We start from the raw sequence: 21,552 nt of genomic DNA on the forward strand, positions 1-21,552 counted from the left end.
TTTGTTTAAATGAAAGATACAAGAAAAATGTCATTGTACGCTGATAGTTTGGATAAACTATATTCGTTCATATAACGTAAAGGGAGCGATTGTTATGAGAAGCCACAGATATATTATTAAAGATTCACTAAAAGCTGATGAAGTTGCCCGAGATTTGGAACTGCAGCTGGATATAAACCGAATGTCGGATGTCAGAATCCTTTCGGTAAATGCACAAAACGAAATACTCGTTCAAATGGAGGAGGAGAACGAAGAAGCAGGAGATGTTATTGATGTATTTATGAAAGAGTATAAAACCGCAGAAATTATTGAATAGCATGTAGTTGAGAAGAATATTGAGGGGTTTCGTTGAATAAATAAAAAGAAAACACCTTTACTTTTTATTAAAAAAGAACACACGAAGAAAACTTCTTGGTTATCAAGAAGTTTCTTTTGTATCTGAACATTCGTTTATATAGGTAGGGAGAGGTGATGAAGGTGAAAAGAAATAGTGAGGGTCACGTCTTTTTTATTATTCTCGGAGGGCTGTTTATTTTAATAGGCACACTCTTTGCAAATACTTCCGTTTATTTTCTCATCTCCGGATGGATAGCAGCTGTCTGTTGTTTAGGAATCAGCGCTGTACTAAAGAAAGGAAAAACAAAATCAGTCAGTAAAGAGGAGGAAGAATAATAATTTTTATATAAAGATGGAAAGTAAATATATGAAAAGGAAGAATGGATCTCCATTCTTCCTTAAGTCATGGTGTGTATGAAATTGTCTTAGAAACGTCCGCCGCCAAGTTGTTGCTCAGCTAATTGTACAAGACGTTTTGTGATTTCGCCGCCTACTGATCCGTTTGCACGTGCAGTAGTGTCAGCTCCTAAATTTACTCCGAACTCGCTAGCGATTTCATATTTCATTTGATCGATTGCTTGTTCAGCTCCGTATACTAATAATTCATTATTATTGCTGCTTTTGTTGTTTGCCATTGTATTCAACTCCTTTCTGTAACGTTAAGGTGTGAATAAAAGAAGGAGAATATACAACAAACTGATATTTATTTTATAAAAAACGTATCTTTACGTTGTTTGTCCTTCTAGAAGCTTAACGGGAAGGCAGATTTCATGAGGTATATTGCTGAATTCTCCTTCAATTTCTTTTAGTAAAATATCAATGGCTGTTTGAGCAATCGATTCGATGGGTTGTTGAACTGTAGTTAGACCAGGTAACAAAGTCTGACTGGTCTCCGTTCCGTCATAGCCCACGATTTTTAAATCTCTTGGGATATTTTTTCCTCTTTTTTGTGCTTCCGCAACTACTAAAGCTGCAAGTAAGTCATCACTTGCAAAAATACCATCTACTTCCGGATGTTCTTCAAAAACCTTAGAAATAGTTTCTCGCTGAATGTTGCGGTCAAAGGTATTTGAAATTTCATACGTGATAGGCTGTTTTCCGTCCTTTTTCATCACGTTTTCATAAGCTTTCCTTCTTAAGTTAGCTGGAGTTTCAAGTTTAAGGGGGCCGTTAATATGAACAATATGCTTACAACCTTTTGAAATGAGCAATTCCGTGGCTTGTTTTCCTCCAGCATAGTTATCAGAAGATACGGTAGGAATATCTGTTGATAAATAATGATCCACTGCTACCACAGGAAGACTTTGACTTTCTGAATCAAAAATACCTCTGTTATAAGTAACGGCAATAACACCATCTACCTGATTTCTGATGAGCATCTCTACATATTTTTTTTCTTTATCAATTCGATTAAGACTGTTACAAAGAAGTACTTTGTAGTTAAGGGAAGCACATATACTTTCAATGTGAAAGGCTAACTCTCCGAAAAAAGGGTTGCTCGTTTGCGGGACGATCATACCGATTAAATTTGTTCGCTTATTAAATAATGAACGTGCAATATCGTTTGGGAAATAATTAATTTCTTTCATTGCTTTATAAACATTTTCTCGTGTTTCTTTGCTTATGTAACCACGGTTATTTAATACACGAGAAACGGTAGTCGGTGAAACACCTGCAATTTTTGCTACATCACTAATCTTGGCTTTCATCTAGTTTCCTCCTAATTTCTCCAAAACATTGCTTTTATAGTATATATCAGACATGTAAAAGGCTTAAAATAAATTGCAATCAAGCAAATAGTTTTCTAATTGTTCGTTTTCTTTTGAGCGATAAAAATCTATATAAGGATTGTAAACGGTTTATTAAACAATTTAAACATACCACAAAGCCCACTTTTCCGCCTAATACAATCTTTTTTTAATATAAAATGTGAAACCGGTTGACATAAAATCAAATTTGAAAGTGCTTTCATTTTGTTAGATAAAAGATTTTATATCTTAAGCTAAAGGGGTAACTAAAATGAAAAGTTCAAAAAGTTTATATTGGAAGCTGAGTGCATATTTTTTCTTCTTCTTTTTTACGTGGTCGTCGAGCTACTCTTTATTTTCTATCTGGTTAGGGCAAGAGATTAAGTTGAACGGATCAGCAACAGGCTTAATCTTTTCTGTGAACGCTATCTTTGCTTTGTGTATGCAGCCTTTGTACGGATATATATCTGACAGGATAGGTTTAAAGAAACACATTTTATTTTTTATTAGCTGTCTTTTAGTGTTTGTAGGACCATTTTATATTTTTGTTTATGGACCTTTACTTCAATACAATGTGTTGATAGGAGCTATTATTGGAGGACTATATTTAGGAGTGGCGTTTTTGGCGGGCATCGGAGCGATTGAAACCTACATAGAGAAAGTCAGCCGAAAATATAAATTTGAGTACGGAAAATCTAGAATGTGGGGTTCATTAGGCTGGGCTGCAGCTACGTTTTTTGCAGGACAATTATTTAATATTAATCCTCACATTAATTTTTGGGTGGCATCTGTTTCAGCGATTATCTTAGTGGCTATTATTTTTTCTGTAAAGGTAGAAATGAGCAGCTATGAAATGGAAAAGGCTGAATCCGTCACGCTGAGAGATGTAGGCAGTTTATTCTTATTGAAGGAATTTTGGTTTTTTATGATTTATGTTGTTGGCGTTACATGCGTATATGGGGTATACGATCAGCAATTTCCTATCTATTATGCATCTTTGTTTCCTACTGAATCGATAGGTAACCAAGTATTTGGCTACTTAAATTCGTTTCAAGTATTTTTAGAAGCTGGAATGATGTTCGCAGCACCGTTTATTGTAAATAAGATCGGTGCAAAAAACAGTTTAATTTTAGCAGGGTTTCTAATGGGATTTCGTATTATTGGGTCAGGGCTTGTTGTTGGTCCAATCGGAATATCGTCGATGAAACTTATTCATGCATTAGAACTTCCTATTATGCTCATTGCCATCTTTAAATATTTGGCAGCTAACTTTGACACGCGCCTATCTTCTATACTTTATTTGGTTGGATTCCAATTTGCTTCACAAATAGGTGCTTCAGTTCTTTCACCTATAGCGGGAGGATTATATGATGGCGTAGGTTTTTCCCGTACCTATTTAATTATGGGAGGTATGGTTTTGGTATTTAACGTTATTTCGATGTTTACATTACTAAACTCTAAAAAACATAGATTTATAAGAAAAGATGTACAAGAAAACACGCAGATTATATAGGGGGATATGATGATGTTAACGATAAATAAAATCGAGCAAGCTCAACATTCATTAAATGAAGCAGAGAAAAAGGTGAATCATCAATATCGGTTAGGGTATCACATTATGGCGCCAGCGAACTGGATTAATGACCCGAATGGGTTGGTTCAGTATAAAGGAGAATATCATGTTTTTTATCAACATCATCCTTATGACGAGAATTGGGGGCCGATGCATTGGGGGCATGTCAAAAGCAAAGATCTTGTTCATTGGCAGCACTTGCCGATTGCTTTAGCTCCTGGAGATCCATTTGATAAAGATGGATGTTTTTCTGGAAGTGCCGTGGATAACGAAGGAGAGCTTACGTTAATTTATACAGGACATAATTATATAGACAAAGAGCTGGATACTTTTTTTCAAAACCAAAATATAGCTGTTAGTAAAGACGGCATTACCTTTGAAAAAGCAGAGGCCAACCCAGTTATTGCTGAGCCGCCAGCAGATAGTTCTCATCATTTTCGAGACCCCAAAGTATGGAAGTACGAAGATTTCTGGTATATGATTCTAGGAAACTCAACAAAGAAAAAAGAGGGACGTGTTATCTTATACCGGTCTTCAAATTTACGAAAATGGGAATATGTTGGTGTTCTTGCTAAAAGCGATGGAGATCTAGGATATATGTGGGAGTGTCCAGACTTCTTTGAGTTAGACGGAAAGCACGTTTTAATGATTTCTCCTCAAGGGATAGAAGCAAAAGGTGATTCCTATCACAACCTTTTCCAAACGGGATATTTAGTTGGAGAATATAATTATGAAACCAATACATTTCATCACGGGTCATTTACTGAATTAGATTACGGCCACGATTTTTACGCTGTTCAAACACTTTTAGATGATAAAGGGCGGCGAATTGCAATTGGCTGGATGGACATGTGGGAAGCTAATATGCCAACGAAAGAGGATGGATGGTGCGGTGCGCTAACGCTTCCGAGAGAACTAACTTTAAGAGGGGATAAAGTGTTGATGAACCCCGTCCAAGAGCTTACATCACTTCGGAAAACTCAGTATAATATGCTAACCAATAAAGCTCTTTCTAACAGCTATGTAGTAGAAGTAAATGAAGACTTGCTAGAGATACAAGCTGTATTTGATTTATCGGACTGCCAAGCTTCATCGGTAGGAATAAAAATTCGTGGAATAAACAACGAAGAAACGCTGATGTGTTACAACCTTAATGAGCAAAAGCTATTGCTTGACTGTACTCACTCGGGAAAAGAAGATGGAGTGAGGAAAGCAGCGTTACAAGCAGGTGAGACACTAGCTTTACGAATATTTGTGGACCGTTCTTCCATTGAAGTATTTGCAAACGAAGGACAAGCGACCATGACGAGCCGTATTTATCCAAAAGAAAGCAGGCTCGGAATTGAGTTATTTACTGAAGGAGGAAACGTAATCGTAAAAGAGTTAACGTATTGGAATTTAAAAGATATTTGGGGGTAAAATACAGAGGAAGAAGTATATTAATACTTCTTCTTTTTTGAGCATTTAATAGTTCGTCAACAAAGTGGAGGTATATAAATGGATAAGGCACTTTAGATTAAAAGTACGAGCAAATACGATATAATAGTAAAAGAGATAATGAATGAAAGAGAAACTGTCCTGCTCTAAGATTCCCAGAAGAAAGTAGGATAGAGCAAGGCTACTGCGCTTATAAAACAACGATCAGTAAAGAAAAAATTATGTTTTAAGACACAAAAAGAAAAGGAGATACGATGACTAATCAAAAAGAAACAGGATGGAATTTACGTAATAGCTATGCGGAGTTACCAAACATCTTTTTTACGCCTCTTGATCCTAATCCAGTGAGTTCACCTAAAATAGTTAAATTTAACGACTCTTTAGCCCCATCTCTAGGGTTACAAAAGGAACAGCTGCAAAGCCCAGAAGGAGTTAGCATTTTGGCTGGAAACAGTGTCCCAAAAGGTGCTTTCCCACTTGCACAAGCTTATGGGGGGCATCAATTTGGCCACTTTAACATGCTAGGAGACGGTCGGGCTATGCTGATAGGGGAGCAAGTTACGCCTTCGGGTGAGAAAGTAGACCTTCAGCTTAAAGGCTCAGGCCGAACTCCGTATTCCCGCGGAGGAGATGGACGGGCAGCTCTAGGACCTATGCTGCGTGAGTATATTATTAGTGAAGCCATGCATGCTCTTGGTATTCCAACTACTCGGAGCCTAGCAGTCGTAACAACAGGCGAATCCATTTTTCGTGAAAAAGAACTGCCCGGGGCGATTCTGACGCGTGTAGCTTCCAGTCACCTTCGTTTTGGCACATTTCAGTTCGCTGCAAAATGGGGAACGGTAGAAAACCTTCAAGCTTTAGCTGACTATGCATTAGAACGTCACTTTTCCCATATAGAAAAGAATGAAAAAAAATATTTATCATTGCTTCAAGAAGTGATTAAGCGTCACGCTAAGCTAGTTTCTAAATGGCAGCTTGTTGGTTTTATTCATGGCGTCATGAATACGGATAATATGACAATTAGCGGAGAAACAATTGATTATGGACCATGTGCATTTATGGATACCTATGATCCAGAAACTGTATTTAGTTCAATTGATGTACAAGGGCGCTACGCTTATCAAAATCAACCAGGCATTACAGGGTGGAATCTTGCTAGGTTTGCTGAGGCTTTATTACCGCTATTGGATCAAGATATAGAAAAAGCAGTTGAAATAGCGCAAAGCGCCGTGACGGAATTTCCAAAATTCTATCGGGAAAACTGGCTCGCTGGTATGCAGGCTAAACTTGGGCTTTTTAACGAAGAAAAAGAAGATGAAGCATTATTCCAAGACCTTCTTACAATAATGAAAACCTATAAAGCTGACTATACAAATACGTTTCGTGCATTAACTTTCGAGAAGCTAGAAAATAGTGACTTGTTTGAAAGCAAAGAGTTTGCACAGTGGCATGAGCTATGGCAGCAAAGACTAGGTAGACAACAACAATCTAAAGCGGAGTCACAAGAGCTTATGAAAAATAATAATCCGGCTGTCATTCCTCGAAATCACCGAGTGGAAGAAGCGTTAGACGCAGCACAAAAAGAAGACTACAGCGTCATGGAAACCCTTCTTGAAGTGCTTTCTAGCCCATATGAATCTCCGGGTCAGCCAGAGTATTGTACACCGTCTGCTCCGTCTAATCAGCCTTATCAAACTTACTGTGGAACTTGATCTGCCTAAATAAGAACTGGTATTTAAAAACAGGATAAACGAAATCAAAAAGAGCTCTTTATAAAGAGCTCTTTTTGATTTTCTGAAAAATGTATTATTGATCCATTAAAATGATAGCGATTTCTTGCAAAAATCTACATAAAATTTAACAGGATAAAAGAATCAAAATAAAAAGTGATTATCTGATTCTTTGGTCTCTCATTATTGCCAATAGGAACTACTATATAATAAATTATTCCACTATTTCACAAAAAATACATTAACGATATTTTTTTGAAAATGGTCTACTTTAATAGCTGTAGAAGAGTTTATAAAAAAATAGCAGGTTAAATATGACGATGGATTTGCCTATTTAATCAAAAAATTGAAGGTTTAAGACTTTATAACCAAATGAAAAATATAAGAGGAGAAAAATGAGATAATCACTCCATTTTACCTATTTGACTTTTCAATATTATGCAAGTAATCTTGGAAAGGTAATGGAACCGGTTCTGTTATTTCGCCAGATTGATATGACTTCTCGATACATAGAAAATGAATTACTTGTGAGTGACACAAGAAAAGGTATTATACAAAAGGGAGAAAAACAGATGAATATTAAGAAAATCGCAAAGCAAACTACAGCTTTATCTTTTGCTACAGCTCTGTTAGTAGGTGCTGGATCTCAAACATGGGCTGCTGAAAGCAATCATAAAGATACCAACAATAATTATGGAGTTTCCCATATTACGCGTGATAACATGCTGAAAATTCCTCAGCAGCAAAAAAGCGAACAGTTTAAAGTTCCAGCTTTTGATAAATCAACAATCAAAAATATTGCTTCTGCAAAAGGGTACGATAAATCGGGCAATTTAATTGATTTAGACGTATGGGACAGCTGGCCTCTGCAAAATGCTGACGGAACAGTAGCCAACTATCATGGTTACCAAGTTGTATTTGCACTAGCAGGTGATCCGAAAGATGCTGATGATACATCTATTTATGTGTTTTATCAAAAAATCGGTGAAGATTCGATTGACAGTTGGAAAAATGCAGGAAGAGTGTTCAAAGACAGTGACAAATTCGTACCGAATGATCCTCATTTGAAAATGCAAACACAAGAATGGTCAGGATCTGCTACTTTAACATCAGACGGAAAAATACGCTTATTCTATACTAACTTTTCAGGTACAAACTATGGAAAACAAACCTTAACAACGGCTCAAGTAAATGTATCCCAGCCGAGTGGAGATACGTTAGAAATTGAAGGTGTTGAAGATCATAAATCCATTTTTGATGGTGATGGTAAAAAGTATCAAAATATTCAGCAGTTTATTGACGAAGGCGCATATGGTTCAGGAGATAATCATACGTTGAGAGATCCTCACTATGTAGAGGATAAAGGGCATAAATACCTTGTATTTGAAGCAAACACAGGAACTGAAGATGGTTATCAAGGTGAAGATTCCCTTTACAATCGAGCTTACTACGGTGGAAATAATCCATTTTTCCAATCAGAAAAAGAGAAATTACTGCAGAGCTCTAATAAAAAGAAAGCCTCTTTAGCAAACGGTGCATTAGGTATTGTTGAACTAAATAACGATTATACCTTGAAAAAAGTAATGGATCCACTGATTACTTCAAACACGGTGACAGATGAAATTGAACGCGCAAATGTATTTAAAAAAGATGGAAAATGGTACTTATTTACAGATTCTCGCGGATCTAAAATGACGATTGATGGTATCGGCCAAGATGACGTATATATGCTAGGATACGTATCAAATACGCTGACAGGAAAATACAAGCCGCTAAATGATACAGGACTTGTTTTACATATGGACCTCGATCCTAATGACAAAACGTTTACGTATTCACATTTTGCAGTTCCACAAGTGAAAGGAGACAATGTCGTAATTACAAGTTACATGACAAACAGAGGCTTCTATTCAGAGGAACATTCTACTTTTGCTCCTAGCTTCTTATTAAATATTAAAGGATCAAAAACAGCTGTTGTGAAAAACAGTATTTTACCACAAGGGCAATTAAGTACGGACAAATAATTTTTAAAAACGAAAGAAAATGGCGGTAACTGCTGCTGTTTTCTTTCGTTTTATTATTTAATCAAAAATGTGCTGTAACCGCAGTGCTGATTAAATAAAAAAGCAGTGTACACATTGATAGTTATTTAAAGAAAATGAAACATTCAGACAGACTATAACTTTAAGAATGAAACCGGTTGACATGCAGGTTTGACTAACTTAATATATTTACATATAATGGTTTGAAGCGTTTTCATAGATTAGTATGACATGAGGGTACTTGTAGATGAAATAGCTTGTAGTAGTAGGGAATGATCATTTCTTTGAAAGAGAAAATTCCAATCGTTAACTGAAAATAAAGAAGGTGCTTCTAATGAAACGAATTGATAAGGTATACAATCAGCTGTTGAGTAATTTTCAAGAGTTTACAGAAGTGGAACTTTTACATAAACAAGGAAGCTCAGCGATTGAAATTGCTGAACAGTTAGATTTAGAGAGATCTAATGTAAGTCTTGAACTTAACAAACTTGTCCGCATGCAAAAAGTAATCAAAATTAAAATGTTCCCCGTTCGCTACGTTCCGCTAGAGATTGTTGAAATCATTTGTCGTCAAAAGTGGGATACGAATAAGATGGAAGTAGAAAAGCTAGAGCAGCTATCTAATGGGGGAAAAGAAGAAGCTCTTCCTGCTAATCCTTTTGAATTAATGATTGGAGCTACCGGAAGTTTGAAAAAATCGATTTCTCAAGCAAAAGCTGCTGTTCTTTACCCGCCTAATGGATTGCATATGCTGCTATTAGGTCCCACGGGATCGGGAAAATCTCTTTTTGCAAAACGAATCTATCAATTTGCCTTATATTCAGAGAGGCTAAAAACAGATGCCCCGTTCATTACCTTTAACTGCGCTGATTATTACCATAATCCTCAATTACTTCTTTCTCAGTTATTTGGTCATAAGCAAGGGAGTTTCACCGGAGCAACTGAAAGTAAAGTAGGTTTAGTAGAACAAGCAAATGAAGGTATTCTCTTTATGGATGAAGTACACCGGCTTCCTCCGGAAGGCCAAGAAATGCTTTTCTATCTCATTGATCAAGGTACGTATAACTGTCTAGGGGAAACAGATCATAAGCGAACGTCTAAGGTATTAATTATTTGTGCTACAACTGAAAATCCCGGTTCAGCCTTGCTGCAAACTTTCTTAAGAAGAATTCCGATGACTATCCATATTCCCTCATTAGAAGAGAGGTCTTTAAAAGAAAAAATTCGCCTCACCACATTTCTTTTAGAACAAGAGGCTAAACGAATTAATAAAAAGCTAAGTGTCCACATTGATGTATTAAATGCTTTAATCCACACTGAAAAATTCGGGAATGTAGGGCAGTTAAAGTCTAATGTGCAGCTCGTTTGCGCACACGGATTTTTAAATAACCTTGACAGTAAACATATGGTGGAACTTACAGTGCGAGATCTGCCTGACGATATTAAACGAGATTGGATTTCAAATAGTAAAAATATGGAGCGCAGCAAAAAAATTTCTGAATATGTAAACCTTAAAACGATTATCTCCCCGGCTATGGAGAGCCAAGAAATAAAAATGGAGGAAGACGTATCATTTAATTTATATCAGTTAATAGAAGAAAAAGTAGATGTTTTAACAAAAGAAGGTTTATCTCAAGAAGACATCAATCAGTATATTCTTACCGACATTCATTTGAATGTTCGAAGCTTTTTTAATCAAAAAAATGGCCAGAGCTCTAATTTAATGAAGTTTGTGGAAGACGATGTGATTCAGCTTACAAAAGAATTAAAACAGTTGGCTGAAAAAGAATTGAACTGTAAATTTGATCGCAGGTTTATTCATTTTTTAAGTATGCATATGGAATCCTTTTTAAAGCGAAAAAAACAAGTAGACGTATTAAATACAAAGGAGATAGATGAAATTCGCGAAACATATCCAAAAGAATATGCGGTAGCACTGCTTTTTAAAAATCGAATTGAAAAGTGGTTTAACATCAGCGTGCCAGAAATAGAAGTTATTTATCTCACAATGGTTATTCAATCAATTCGAACGTTAGAAGAAAATAAACGAGTAGGAATTGTAGTTGCTGCCCATGGAAACAGCACGGCAACTTCTATGGTTGAAGTTGCTACGGAGCTTTTAGGAAGCACTCCTATTATAGCTATTGATGTGCCTTTGACGGTATCTCCAGTTGAAATTGTAGACAGGTTAATCCAAGGAATTAAGAAAGTAGATGAAGGAGAAGGCGTATTAATGCTTGTGGACATGGGTTCGCTTGCCATGTTAGAAAGCAAGTTGGAACAAAAAACAGGGACTAAGATTAAAACCATCAGCAATGTGACGACGTCTATGGTGTTAGACACCGTTAGAAAAGTAAATTATTTAGATTTAAATTTATATGCCATATTTGATTCGGTGCAAAAAGACTTTATGGAATTTATAGATAAACAGCAGCACGTGTTTGGAAAGAAGAAAGCACTTGTTTCTATTTGTACAACAGGAAGCGGTACAGCAAAACAATTAGAAAAAATCTTAACGATTATTTCACGCAAAGTATCTCAAGAACCTATTAAAATTTTAACCGTTTCTTCTATTAAATTAGCAGCAAACATTCGAGAAATTCAAAAAGAATATGAAATTGTTGCAACGGCAGGCACTAAAAATCCAAGGATTGATGCGCCTCATGTATCATTAGAAGTCCTCATTGAAGGGCAGGGAGAGCGAATACTTCAACAGGCAATTACAAAAGAAACGATAAGCTATGATGATGAGAAAACCGAAGCGAATATTGTGGTGCGTGAACTTTGCGAAGAAAACTTGCGAAAGTACCTTCTATTTATTAATCCGTACCTCATAAGTGAAATTCTGTTAGAATGGTTAAGTCATGTACAAGATGAGTTAGAAATGGAATTAAGCAACACTGTTATGATTCGAATTGTGATGCATACAGCCTTTGCTTTAGAAAGAATGATAAAAAATGAACCTCTTACTTTTCCCGAGGATGAAGAAATCACTCACCAGTTAGAAAACATTTATCAAAAAACGGAAAAAACATTACAAGCCGTCGAAAAAAAGCTGAAACTTACCTTAACAAGAGATGAAAAATTATTTATTGCCACCATTTTTGCGGATGAAATGTAAAAATCATATTATAATTCTGAGAAACTAGTTTGATTTATGTGCCACTAGTTTCTTTTTTTATCCCATTTTTTAAATAACAGAAAAACCTGTATTAAAACGCATGACGTTTTGATACAGGTTTGTTTATTTTAAGGAACCTGTATCAACAACGCAGAAAAAGGTATTGAAAAATAAATGAAAGCGCTTAATACTCTTTGTTGGCACGATACTTGCAATAAATCAGTGTAGAACGTAAAAGAGAGGAGCAAGTGTACATGATTTCAGTCATTATTAGTGGACATGGTGATTTCGCGCCAGCGTTAGAGGGGTCTTCCAAAATGATATTTGGTGAAGAGAATCACGTAGTAGCCGTACCTTTTCTAAAAGGAGAGGGTATCCAAACCCTTGAAGAAAAATATAAGCAGGCACTAGAGGAGATGCCCTTAGAAAATGAAGTGCTTTTTTTAGTCGATATTTTCGGAGGTACACCCTACAATGCGGCTACTCCATATATCCTTAAAAATAAAACAGCGGATATGGTATCCGGAGTTAACTTGCCTATGCTATTAGAAGTGTTAGCCATGAGGGAACACGTTACATTAAAAGAGATGCTAGGAAGATTAAAGCAGGTGAATGAAGAAAGTTTTCAAGTGTGCAGTGAACATTTGGAGAAAATCCAGCAAGCAAACCAAATCGGAGAGGATGGATTATTATGAAAATCGTTTTAGCAAGAATTGATGACCGCTTTATTCACGGGCAGGTATTAACAAGATGGATCAAAACAAATGCAGCAGATCGAATTATCATTGTTTCAGATGAGGTGGCAGCGGATGAAATGCGAAAAACGCTTATTCTTTCTGTGGCTCCTTCGAATGTAAAGGCAAGCGCTGTGTCGATTTCTAAAATGACAAAAGCATTTCACAGCCCTCGTTATCAGGATACAACAGCCATGCTGCTGTTTGAAAACCCCGCAGACATTGTCGCTCTTGTTCAAGCGGGCGTACCTATTGAGACAGTAAACGTAGGGGGCATGCGTTTTGCTAATGACCGAAAACAAATCACTAAATCTGTAAGCGTTACCGAAAAAGATATCGATGCTTTTGAGAAACTGCAGGAACTAGGCGTAAAGCTTGAGCTGCGCCAATTACCTTCAGATTCTAGTGAAAATTTTATTCAACTACTGAGAAACGAAACAAAAATCAAATAAGGAGATGAGTTTATGTCTTCCATACAAATTATTTTATTATTAGTCATTGCAGCAGTAACTGGTATCGCAAGCGTGTTGGACGAAGGGCAATCCCATCGTCCTCTCATTGCCTGTACGTTAGTAGGCTTGGTGCTTGGAGATTTAAAAACCGGCATTATTTTAGGTGGAACACTGGAATTAATGGCTCTTGGATGGATGAATGTTGGATTGGCGATGGCACCTGATACGGCTATTGCTTCTGTTATTTCAACTATTTTAGTTATCACAGCTGGTCAGGGGATTGGTGAAGGCATTGCGGTAGCCATAGCTTTAGCAGCTGCAGGGCAAGTACTCACCATTTTTGTTCGTACCATCACAGTATTTTTAATTCATCGGGCTGATAAGTACGCGGAAGAAGGAAACTTTAAAGGAATTGAAATTATGCATATTACTGCTATGGGTTTTCAGGCTCTCCGCGTTATGATTCCAACTTTAATTGTTACATTAATCAGCGTAAGCGCCGTGCAAACTTTCCTCGGAAATATTCCGGAAGTTATTACAAAAGGCCTGCAAATTGGGGGAGGCATTATCGTGGTCGTAGGATATGCCATGGTTATCAATATGATGAACATTCCTCATTTAAAGCCCTTTTTCTATATCGGGTTCTTATTGGCGGCATTTACAGGGTTTAACCTGGTAGGATTTGGAGCGCTGGGTCTTTGTTTAGCACTTCTTTATCAACAAGTAATGCAGCAGCGAAATCAAATGCAGCCGGCAGGCGTTCCCGCAGCTACAGGGAGCGAACAAGTATATGATGATGATGATTTAGATGCCTAACCGGCGAACTTAAGGGAGGGATAGAGATGGAAAATGAAAAAAGATTAACGAAAAAAGATATCTTTAGCATGTTCATTCGCTCGAATTTTTTACTCGGTTCATTTAACTTTGAACGTGTTCAAGCAATGGGCTATTGCTATGTCATGATTCCAGCAATCAAACGCTTATATGGACCGGGAGCTCAGCGAAATGCAGCATTAAAGCGTCATTTAGAATGGTTCAACACACACCCATGGATTTCTGCACCTATATTCGGCGTCACGGCAGCAATGGAAGAAGAAATGGCAAACAAAAAAGATTTTGATGAAAAAGCTATCAGCGGAATGAAAATTGGATTAATGGGCCCGCTTGCTGGTGTAGGAGACCCTATTTTCTGGGGAACGCTTCGACCAGTTCTCGCAGCCCTAGGCGCATCGCTTGCGTTAGGCGGGAATATTGCCGGCCCACTGCTGTTTTTCATCTTAATTAATGCAATTCGATTAAGTACAAAATATTATGGATTAAAATATGGCTACTTAAAAGGAACAGAAATTTTAAAAGATTTAGTAGGCAATCGAATTCAAAAACTGACGGAAGGTGCATCCATTTTGGGACTCTTCGTAATGGGAGCGTTAGTTTCGAAATGGACCACTATTAATATACCAGTGGTTGTTTCTAGGATCAAAGATGATTCTGGTAAAGTTGTGGTAAAAACCGTGCAAGACGTACTTGATAGTATTCTGCCGGGGCTGCTTCCTTTAGCTCTAACTCTATTAGTAGCATGGATGCTTCGAAAAGGCACAAATCCGCTGCTTATTATTTTCGGTATTTTCTTAATTGGTATAGGGGGTTATTGGATAGGCTTTTTAGGCTGATAAATAAGAGGAGTCATCTATTCTTCTAGCATCTGCTGGTGAAAATGTTTTACATAGCCAGTATGCAAATAAAGGAGGAAAGGAAGATGAAAAGAATCGTTAAAAAGTTATTGATGATTGGAGTCGCTTGTTCCATAAGCTTGTTTTCTGCATACCCTGTATTAGCTGATAATACAGGGTATTATCAAGAAAAATACCGGAATCAATTTCATTTTTCTCCAGAAGCGAACTGGATGAACGATCCAAATGGAATGGTCTATTATAACGGAGAGTATCACCTTTTTTATCAGTATTATCCTTATGGTACCACTTGGGGACCTATGCACTGGGGGCATGCAGTTAGTACAGATTTAGTGAAATGGAAACACCTGCCGATTGCTCTTTCTCCAGACGAGAACGGAGAGATTTTTTCAGGAAGTGCCGTTATCGATTGGAATAATACCGCAGGGTTTGGAAAAGAAGCAATGGTAGCTATCTTTACACACTCGGGCAGAAAAGGACAAGTGCAAAGTCTAGCATACAGCAAGGACAGCGGAAGAACGTGGACCAAATATGAAGGAAATCCTGTTATGCCCAATCCCCCAGTTCCTGACTGGCGCGACCCAAAAGTGTTTTGGCACGAGCAAACCAAGCAGTGGGTGATGTCTTTAGCTGCTAAAGATAAAATTATGTTTTATACATCACCTGACTTGAAAAGTTGGAAATACGCAAGTGAGTTTGGACCTGATGGAGGCATCCAAGCAAACGGTCAAAATGGTGCCTACTCATATACTTTATCCGAACAAAAAGGTCAATCCTTTACTCTGGAGGGAGAAATTACGCTTGTAGAAAAGAATGGACGCGCAGGCGCAGGCGGTCTTGTTTTTCGTTCTAATAAAGACGCAACAAACGCATATACCGTCAATTTAGATGCAGAAAAGAACCTCTTAACACTTAACAAAGTGGAGAAAGGAAACGTAACGACCGTTGTTTCAAAGTCGATGAGGCTCGATACATCACAAGCATATCATGTAAAAGTAGAAACAAACAGTCACTACTTTAAGGTACTGTTAAATGGAAAACAGGTTCTAGAAGGCAGTGATGCATCTTTTGAAAATGGTCAGTTTGGATTAACAGCATGGAATTCCACAGCTGTCTTTCGGCATGTTAAATTTACGAATCAATCTAATTTTATAACCAATCTATCTAACTGGAAACCTGTTACGGGAACGTGGAATGATACTGCTGATGGAAAAACCGGTAAATCTGACAGCGATGGATATATCATGAGTAAAGAACAGGGAGATCAGTTCATTTTTAAGTCAAATATGACATTTTTAGATGAAAATCCTGGTTCAGGTGCACTACTCTTTCGGGCAGACGCGGAAGCCAAAAACGGATATATAGCTAGCGTGGACGCTTCTAAAGATACAATCAAACTAGTAAAGCTTCAAAATGGCATTTCAACTGTCCTTGCCGAAATCAACGCAAAAATTGATGCGAGCAAATCACATCAAGTAAAAGTAACTGCCTCGGGAAATAAACTTGATTTGTATATAGACGATAACTTCACCCTTACTGCAAAAGATGAAACTTTTTCAAAAGGATTGTTTGGATTACATGTTCATCAATCCTCAGTCCAGTTTCAAGATGTTAACATGACCAAGTTTATTGATACAGATGAAAAGGAGATTAAAAATAAAAGTTTTGAAACAGGCGATCTCACCGGCTGGAAAACGATAAAAGGAAATGCATTCACAAACGATCATGTAACGGATGCCACCGCAAATTGGAGCGGTCTTTTTGAACAAAAAGGAAAGTATCATTTATGGGGATTTTCCGATAAGCAAGATGGCGATAATGCTACTGGAGAATTACATTCATCTTATTTTAAATTGAGCGGATCAGGTGAAATCAATTTGTTAATGGGAGGCGGAAACGACCCCACAAACCGCTATGTCTCCTTAGTCAGGGCCTCTGACGATAAAGAATTGATTCGTCAAGCGAATACAAAGTTTGCAGATGAAAAGTATCAGCGCTACGTATGGGATGCTTCTAAGTATATAGGAGAAGTATTGTACGTTAAAGCCGTTGATCAAGCTGTAGGCGGATGGGGGCACATTAATCTAGATGATATTAATGTATTTAATACAGAAAAAATGCCGGAGAAAATAGACAGTGTAGCAAAAGAACCGGAGGAAGTTAAACAAAGGGAAAGCGGAGAGCTTTCAGATTGGAATACTGTGTCAGGAGAATGGGTGGAATCAACTCATGGAAGCAACGGAGGGATTTGGGAGTGTCCTACTTTACTCGAACTGCCGGTTGATGGAGACAGCACAAAGAAAAAATGGGTGCTGCAAGTCAGCATCAATGATGGAGCGGCAGCTGGAGGTTCAGGTATGCAGTACTTTGTTGGTGATTTTGATGGAAAAACATTTAAAAATGAAAACCCGCCAGAGGAAGTGCTTTGGACAGATTATGGTGCCGACTTTTATGCTGCTGTAGATTGGAGCGGAGTTGAAGGAGATAACGGAGAAAAGTATTGGCTAGGCTGGATGAGCAACTGGCAATATGCCAACAATACCCCAACTACTACTTGGAGAAGTTCTATGTCAATTCCAAGAAAAATAGAACTCACCAACACAGCAAAAGGGCTTCGTTTAAAACAAATACCTGTTTCAATTGATTCAATTCGCAATAAGCAAGAAAAAAAGGTGTTAAAGAATCTGATGGTCGTTGAAAATAAAAATCTTCTTTCAGGCATACAGGAAAACAAATATGAAATTATGGCAGAATTTGATGTTTCTAATACAGATGCACAAGAATTTGGTTTTCAAATTCAAAAAGAAGGCAGTGAAAATGCAAAAGTCAGCTATAACGTAAACAAGCAGCGATTATTTGTTGACCGAACAAACTCTGGAAGTTTTGATTTTGGTGAAGATGTGAAAGGCAAACACTCTGCTTCCATGCTTCCAAAAGACGGAAAGGTTAAGCTTCATATGTTTGTAGACCAGTCATCTGTAGAAGTATTTGGTAATGACGGCACAGAAGTAATAACAGATCAGCTCTTTCCGACGCTTTCAAGTAATAAAATAAGGCTTTATAGCAAAGGAGGAGCTGTGAAATTGAATTCCTTGAAGATGTATCCATTAAAATCTATTTGGAATAAAAGTCCTGTTGAAACAAACTTATCAGGGTGGAAAAGCATTAGCGGACTATGGGCCGATACGATTAACGGAAAACAAGGACGAAGCAAAGAAGATTCCTTTACCTTATCATCAGAAAATGCAAAGAATTTTATATATGGGGCAAAGATAAAGGTGTTAGACGATCCTGTTTCAACTTCTACAGGAGCAGGAGCGTTAGTATTCCGTTCGGATGAACAGGCAAATAACGCTTACGCTGCGAATGTAGATGTGCTTAATAATCAAGTAAAACTCATTGCGTTTAGAGACGGAATAGGAAAGGACCTCATTATTTACAATGATGGGGGAAAGCTGGATTTAAAGACAAATACGGATTATCGCTTGAAAGTAACGGCTGAAGGAGAACACATTCAAGTTTATCTCAATGATAAGCTTGTGATTGATGCAGTGGACCATACCTTTTCAGAAGGCTATGCAGGGTTGAACGTGTGGAATTCTACTAGTTTGTTTAATGATGTGAAGTTTGAAACAGTGGATTAAGGAATTGTGAAAGCTTCTGCTTGTTTGAGGGAGCTTTTATATACCATAAAAAAGCATGCTGCGGTAAAGTAGCATGCTTTTTTGAATTCCATAGGTTAGTGAAGAGGATTTTGACATATGATAAATATCTTACTAGTCTAATTAATTGTACATTTTAGTTCTTAAAAGGTCTTTTGAAAAATCCTCATAAAAATATGATAAAATCGGATAGGATATATATTTCGAGGAAGGAAAGTGTTTTTTATGATTATTGGTAACGAACAAGATTTAGAAAGTTTACGCAAAATTGGACGCATCGTTGCACTTGCGCGCGAAGAGATGAAAAACCAAGCAAAAGCAGGCATGACAACAAAAGAGCTTGATATGATCGGTAAAAAAATATTGGATGAACACGGTGCTATTTCTGCACCTGAAAAAGAATATAATTTCCCAGGTGTAACGTGCATTAGTGTAAACGAAGAAGTGGCTCACGGTATTCCGGGAGATCGAGTATTAAAAGATGGCGATTTAGTCAATGTGGATGTATCTGCCGTACTTGACGGCTATTATTCAGATACGGGTATTTCATTTGTTATTGGGCAAGACGAAGAAAAAGAAAAGCTGTGCCAGGCTGCAGTAGATGCATTTTGGGCAGCCATGAAAAAAGTAAAAGCTGGTTCAAAACAAAACCAAATTGGTCGCGCTGTCTCTAATTTTGCACATCAAAACGGATATGCTGTTATTGAAAACTTAACCGGTCACGGTGTGGGCCGCAGCTTGCATGACGCTCCTAACCATATTTTAAACTATTATGATCCAATGGATAAAGCCCTTTTGAAAAAAGGCCTTGTTATTGCTGTCGAGCCATTTATCTCTATGAAAGCTGATCACATCATTGAACGCGGAGACGACGGCTGGACATTTGTTACCCCAGATAATAGTCTTGTAGCACAATGTGAGCATACAATTGTGGTAACAAACGGCGAACCGATTATTTTAACTGAACTATAATCAAGTTTCGCACGTCTTCTTATTTTTATAGATTCCATTAATTAATAAAAAGCTACTTCACTTAGCAATGTTTTTTTATTGTGTTATAGTGAGGTGGCTTTTTTGATTTATTATGCAATGAATGATGATCATATTGATTTGCTTTGTTCAGATAACGTTTGAAAGATAGTGTAATTGAATATGCTCAAGGGAATGCTAAACATAGATCAAAATGAAAAGGGGTATAAAATGTGGAATATGTAAAAAGAGAAACGGCTATAAGTGAACTGACGCATCATATGGATGACATTTTAAACAAATATAACCTTCAAGGCGTCTCCGTATATGAAGAAGAAGGAGAAGGTAATCACTATTATCTTGGCTACACAGTAAAAAAGAATGATCATGTGTTTATGCTTAACAGACCTTATCTAAAAGATAAAGACGGGAAACTAGCAGTAGAAAATCAAGAATGGACCGTTCAAGGTAACGAAGGAGAAACAAATGGATATACTTCACTTGAAGATGCATTTCAAAAAATTGATGAAATCGTACATTAAATAAATTTGATGAATTTCACTGCGGGTGCTTTTCTTTGAACGCTTGAGTACGAGCAGTAGAAGCGCTAATAGGTGAGGGGTGTCTTTCATCTATACTATCTAAATTTTCTTTGCTTTGAAGTCTAGAAAAATTATATAATAAAAAATTGTTTTTTAAGGTTTTACTATATAAATACGGGGTACACATATAGTACAGCAGCTATCATGCAAATGGTTGTTGTGAAAGGTTAAATACTTAGCGTATGAAGGGACTGATTAGTTTTGAAAGGCTTAACAGCGACTTCAGCAAATGTATTACCGCAAATTGAAAGCAGATATTCGTATCTGACACAAGGCACTTTGGTTATGAACCGATATACGTAAGGAAAGGGCCTGACTAGGCAAACAAAGGAAAGACTGAATCAACGAGAAGAAGCCTGCATCTAAAAATGTAGGCTTCTTCTTTTTTACAGATGAAACTAAGATGACGAATGAGTACATAGCGAGGATGAATTCAAAAGATTCACATTCAATCAATTTTCCGTGCACGTTTTTCTTGAAAAAAGGTCATAAGTTGAAGATACTGTATATAACTATGTAAAAGAATTTTTGAAGACAAAATAGTAAATCTGCTTGAGGTGAAAATGATGAGAAAAGCAAATAAAAGTGAATTTCTGTGGAATACGTTAGACGGCTGGCTTTTTATCCCTAGGAACATTCCTTTACTATTTCTTTTTGTATTTCTCTTAGGGGTTTCTTACCTAGGTTGGGTTAAGCTGTTTCATAAATTCGTTTAGATACACCAATGAGCTGAAACAAAAAACTGTTTCAGCTTGTGGGCGTGCTGATTTATTTATTTTATGTATAGCTGTACCGTAATTTACCTAAATTATTCATTCCATCCTTTGCATACATCAACCCATTTTAAGCATTTCGAAAATTCTTCTAGTTCAGGTATTGTTAATTCGATTGCACTATTTCCACTTCCACAGGCAGGGAAAATGGTGACAAAACGTTTCAGAGATTCATCTAGGTACACGTGAACACCTTCATTAACGGCAAAAGGGCATACTCCGCCTACAGCATGACCAATCAGCGTTTCTACTTCACTTGCTCCAAGCATTTTTGCTTTGGTTCCGAACTCTTCTTTGTATTTTCGGTTATCAATTTTCGCATCTCCTGCTGCCACAATCAATAGAACAGTTCCTTCGGCGTTAAAAGAAAGACTTTTTGCGATCCGTTTCGGCTCGCATTTTAAAGCTTGCGCTGCTAGTTCTACAGTAGCACTGGACTCATCCATTTCGATAATTCGATTCTCCATACCATATTGTTTAAAATATGCTTTTACTTTTCCAATCGACATTTTTTATATCCATTCCTTTCTTGCAAATATGTATGATTGCCTTATAGAAAACGTGCAGTTGTTCTTTACAGTGAAAAATCTTATTATTTTAATATACAGAAATTATACACAACTTTGAAGTTAAAAGCACATATTCGTTTTAATTAAAAAAGTTACGTAGGTAAAGTATT

At 37.1% G+C, this 21,552-nt stretch carries 16 protein-coding genes and 1 pseudogene; 14 read left to right on the top strand and 3 right to left on the bottom strand.

All coding sequences use genetic code 11. From position 1 onward, the window contains the following. Nucleotides 1–94 precede the first annotated feature (94 nt). A complete protein-coding gene (locus AC1D0Y_RS10560; RefSeq protein WP_013056286.1) occupies nt 95–316 on the top strand; it encodes a hypothetical protein in 222 nt (73 codons plus the stop codon). A 155-nt stretch (nt 317–471) separates the two neighbouring features. Beyond that, the gene (locus AC1D0Y_RS10565) at nt 472–672 is read left to right on the top strand and encodes a hypothetical protein (protein WP_028408123.1); all 201 of its coding nucleotides are present in this window, start codon (nt 472–474) and stop codon (nt 670–672) included. 89 nt (nt 673–761) lie between these two features. Here AC1D0Y_RS10565 and AC1D0Y_RS10570 read toward each other — a convergent pair whose 3' ends face one another. Together AC1D0Y_RS10570 and AC1D0Y_RS10575 are read right to left on the bottom strand one after the other, a co-directional pair. Beyond that, nucleotides 762–971 (bottom strand): alpha/beta-type small acid-soluble spore protein, encoded by a 210-nt coding sequence (locus AC1D0Y_RS10570; protein ID WP_013058452.1) that lies wholly within the window; start codon nt 969–971, stop codon nt 762–764. 90 nt (nt 972–1,061) lie between these two features. Continuing rightward, nucleotides 1,062–2,045, bottom strand: a complete 984-nt coding sequence (locus AC1D0Y_RS10575) for a LacI family DNA-binding transcriptional regulator (RefSeq protein WP_477707556.1) — start codon at nt 2,043–2,045, stop codon at nt 1,062–1,064. A 310-nt stretch (nt 2,046–2,355) separates the two neighbouring features. On the opposite strand from AC1D0Y_RS10575, the gene AC1D0Y_RS10580 reads away from it, so the two are divergent. The 12 genes and pseudogenes from AC1D0Y_RS10580 to AC1D0Y_RS10635 all read left to right on the top strand — a co-directional run bounded on the left by AC1D0Y_RS10580 (nt 2,356) and on the right by AC1D0Y_RS10635 (nt 20,040). Beyond that, nucleotides 2,356–3,597 carry an MFS transporter gene (locus AC1D0Y_RS10580; RefSeq protein ID WP_028408125.1) on the top strand — a complete coding sequence of 414 codons (1,242 nt, stop codon included), beginning with the start codon at nt 2,356–2,358 and terminating at the stop codon, nt 3,595–3,597. A 21-nt stretch (nt 3,598–3,618) separates the two neighbouring features. Then, entirely contained in the window at nt 3,619–5,076 is a 1,458-nt protein-coding gene (locus AC1D0Y_RS10585; protein WP_477707572.1) for a glycoside hydrolase family 32 protein, read from the top strand. Between the two features lie 272 nt (nt 5,077–5,348). Continuing rightward, on the top strand, nt 5,349–6,809 hold the full coding sequence (locus AC1D0Y_RS10590; RefSeq protein WP_098332354.1) for a protein adenylyltransferase SelO: 1,461 nt from the start codon (nt 5,349–5,351) through the stop codon (nt 6,807–6,809). Nucleotides 6,810–7,399: 590 nt separating this feature from the next. After that, complete coding sequence (locus tag AC1D0Y_RS10595; protein ID WP_477707557.1) at nt 7,400–8,851, top strand: glycoside hydrolase family 68 protein; 1,452 nt, start codon at nt 7,400–7,402, stop codon at nt 8,849–8,851. A gap of 352 nt (nt 8,852–9,203) precedes the next feature. Further along, on the top strand, nt 9,204–11,990 hold the full coding sequence (locus AC1D0Y_RS10600) for a sigma-54-dependent transcriptional regulator (protein ID WP_477707558.1): 2,787 nt from the start codon (nt 9,204–9,206) through the stop codon (nt 11,988–11,990). A 254-nt stretch (nt 11,991–12,244) separates the two neighbouring features. Then, nucleotides 12,245–12,685 (top strand): mannose/fructose/sorbose PTS transporter subunit IIA, encoded by a 441-nt coding sequence (locus tag AC1D0Y_RS10605; protein WP_014460796.1) that lies wholly within the window; start codon nt 12,245–12,247, stop codon nt 12,683–12,685. Continuing rightward, a complete protein-coding gene (locus AC1D0Y_RS10610) occupies nt 12,682–13,176 on the top strand; it encodes a PTS sugar transporter subunit IIB (protein ID WP_013056296.1) in 495 nt (164 codons plus the stop codon). The genes AC1D0Y_RS10605 and AC1D0Y_RS10610 overlap by 4 nt, the downstream gene beginning before the upstream one ends. A 12-nt stretch (nt 13,177–13,188) precedes the next feature. Further along, the gene (locus AC1D0Y_RS10615; protein ID WP_060747546.1) at nt 13,189–13,992 is read left to right on the top strand and encodes a PTS mannose/fructose/sorbose transporter subunit IIC; all 804 of its coding nucleotides are present in this window, start codon (nt 13,189–13,191) and stop codon (nt 13,990–13,992) included. 26 nt (nt 13,993–14,018) lie between these two features. Next, nucleotides 14,019–14,846: a mannose/fructose/sorbose PTS transporter subunit IID gene (locus AC1D0Y_RS10620; protein ID WP_013056298.1), complete on the top strand. Its 828-nt coding sequence runs from the start codon at nt 14,019–14,021 to the stop codon at nt 14,844–14,846. Between the two features lie 86 nt (nt 14,847–14,932). Further along, nucleotides 14,933–18,511, top strand: a complete 3,579-nt coding sequence (locus AC1D0Y_RS10625) for a GH32 C-terminal domain-containing protein (protein WP_334036075.1) — start codon at nt 14,933–14,935, stop codon at nt 18,509–18,511. A 194-nt stretch (nt 18,512–18,705) separates the two neighbouring features. After that, nucleotides 18,706–19,501, top strand: a pseudogene (gene map / locus AC1D0Y_RS10630) (type I methionyl aminopeptidase). Between the two features lie 230 nt (nt 19,502–19,731). Beyond that, nucleotides 19,732–20,040 (top strand): DUF5634 family protein, encoded by a 309-nt coding sequence (locus AC1D0Y_RS10635; RefSeq protein ID WP_060747548.1) that lies wholly within the window; start codon nt 19,732–19,734, stop codon nt 20,038–20,040. 868 nt (nt 20,041–20,908) lie between these two features. On the opposite strand, the gene AC1D0Y_RS10640 is transcribed toward AC1D0Y_RS10635, so the two are convergent. Continuing rightward, nucleotides 20,909–21,382: a YbaK/EbsC family protein gene (locus AC1D0Y_RS10640; protein ID WP_060747549.1), complete on the bottom strand. Its 474-nt coding sequence runs from the start codon at nt 21,380–21,382 to the stop codon at nt 20,909–20,911. Nucleotides 21,383–21,552 lie beyond the last annotated feature (170 nt).

Source organism: Priestia sp. P1_B12_1, from assembly GCF_056406695.1.

Excerpts from the sequence above, each read along its gene's own strand:
- AC1D0Y_RS10560 (WP_013056286.1), top strand. The coding sequence starts at position 95 with ATGAGAAGCCACAGATATATTATTAAAGATTCACTAAAAGCTGATGAA.
- AC1D0Y_RS10565 (WP_028408123.1), top strand. The coding sequence starts at position 472 with ATGAAGGTGAAAAGAAATAGTGAGGGTCACGTCTTTTTTATTATTCTC.
- AC1D0Y_RS10570 (WP_013058452.1), bottom strand. The coding sequence starts at position 971 with ATGGCAAACAACAAAAGCAGCAATAATAATGAATTATTAGTATACGGA.
- AC1D0Y_RS10575 (WP_477707556.1), bottom strand. The coding sequence starts at position 2,045 with ATGAAAGCCAAGATTAGTGATGTAGCAAAAATTGCAGGTGTTTCACCG.
- AC1D0Y_RS10580 (WP_028408125.1), top strand. The coding sequence starts at position 2,356 with ATGAAAAGTTCAAAAAGTTTATATTGGAAGCTGAGTGCATATTTTTTC.
- AC1D0Y_RS10590 (WP_098332354.1), top strand. The coding sequence starts at position 5,349 with ATGACTAATCAAAAAGAAACAGGATGGAATTTACGTAATAGCTATGCG.
- AC1D0Y_RS10595 (WP_477707557.1), top strand. The coding sequence starts at position 7,400 with ATGAATATTAAGAAAATCGCAAAGCAAACTACAGCTTTATCTTTTGCT.
- AC1D0Y_RS10600 (WP_477707558.1), top strand. The coding sequence starts at position 9,204 with ATGAAACGAATTGATAAGGTATACAATCAGCTGTTGAGTAATTTTCAA.
- AC1D0Y_RS10605 (WP_014460796.1), top strand. The coding sequence starts at position 12,245 with ATGATTTCAGTCATTATTAGTGGACATGGTGATTTCGCGCCAGCGTTA.
- AC1D0Y_RS10610 (WP_013056296.1), top strand. The coding sequence starts at position 12,682 with ATGAAAATCGTTTTAGCAAGAATTGATGACCGCTTTATTCACGGGCAG.
- AC1D0Y_RS10615 (WP_060747546.1), top strand. The coding sequence starts at position 13,189 with ATGTCTTCCATACAAATTATTTTATTATTAGTCATTGCAGCAGTAACT.
- AC1D0Y_RS10620 (WP_013056298.1), top strand. The coding sequence starts at position 14,019 with ATGGAAAATGAAAAAAGATTAACGAAAAAAGATATCTTTAGCATGTTC.
- AC1D0Y_RS10625 (WP_334036075.1), top strand. The coding sequence starts at position 14,933 with ATGAAAAGAATCGTTAAAAAGTTATTGATGATTGGAGTCGCTTGTTCC.
- AC1D0Y_RS10640 (WP_060747549.1), bottom strand. The coding sequence starts at position 21,382 with ATGTCGATTGGAAAAGTAAAAGCATATTTTAAACAATATGGTATGGAG.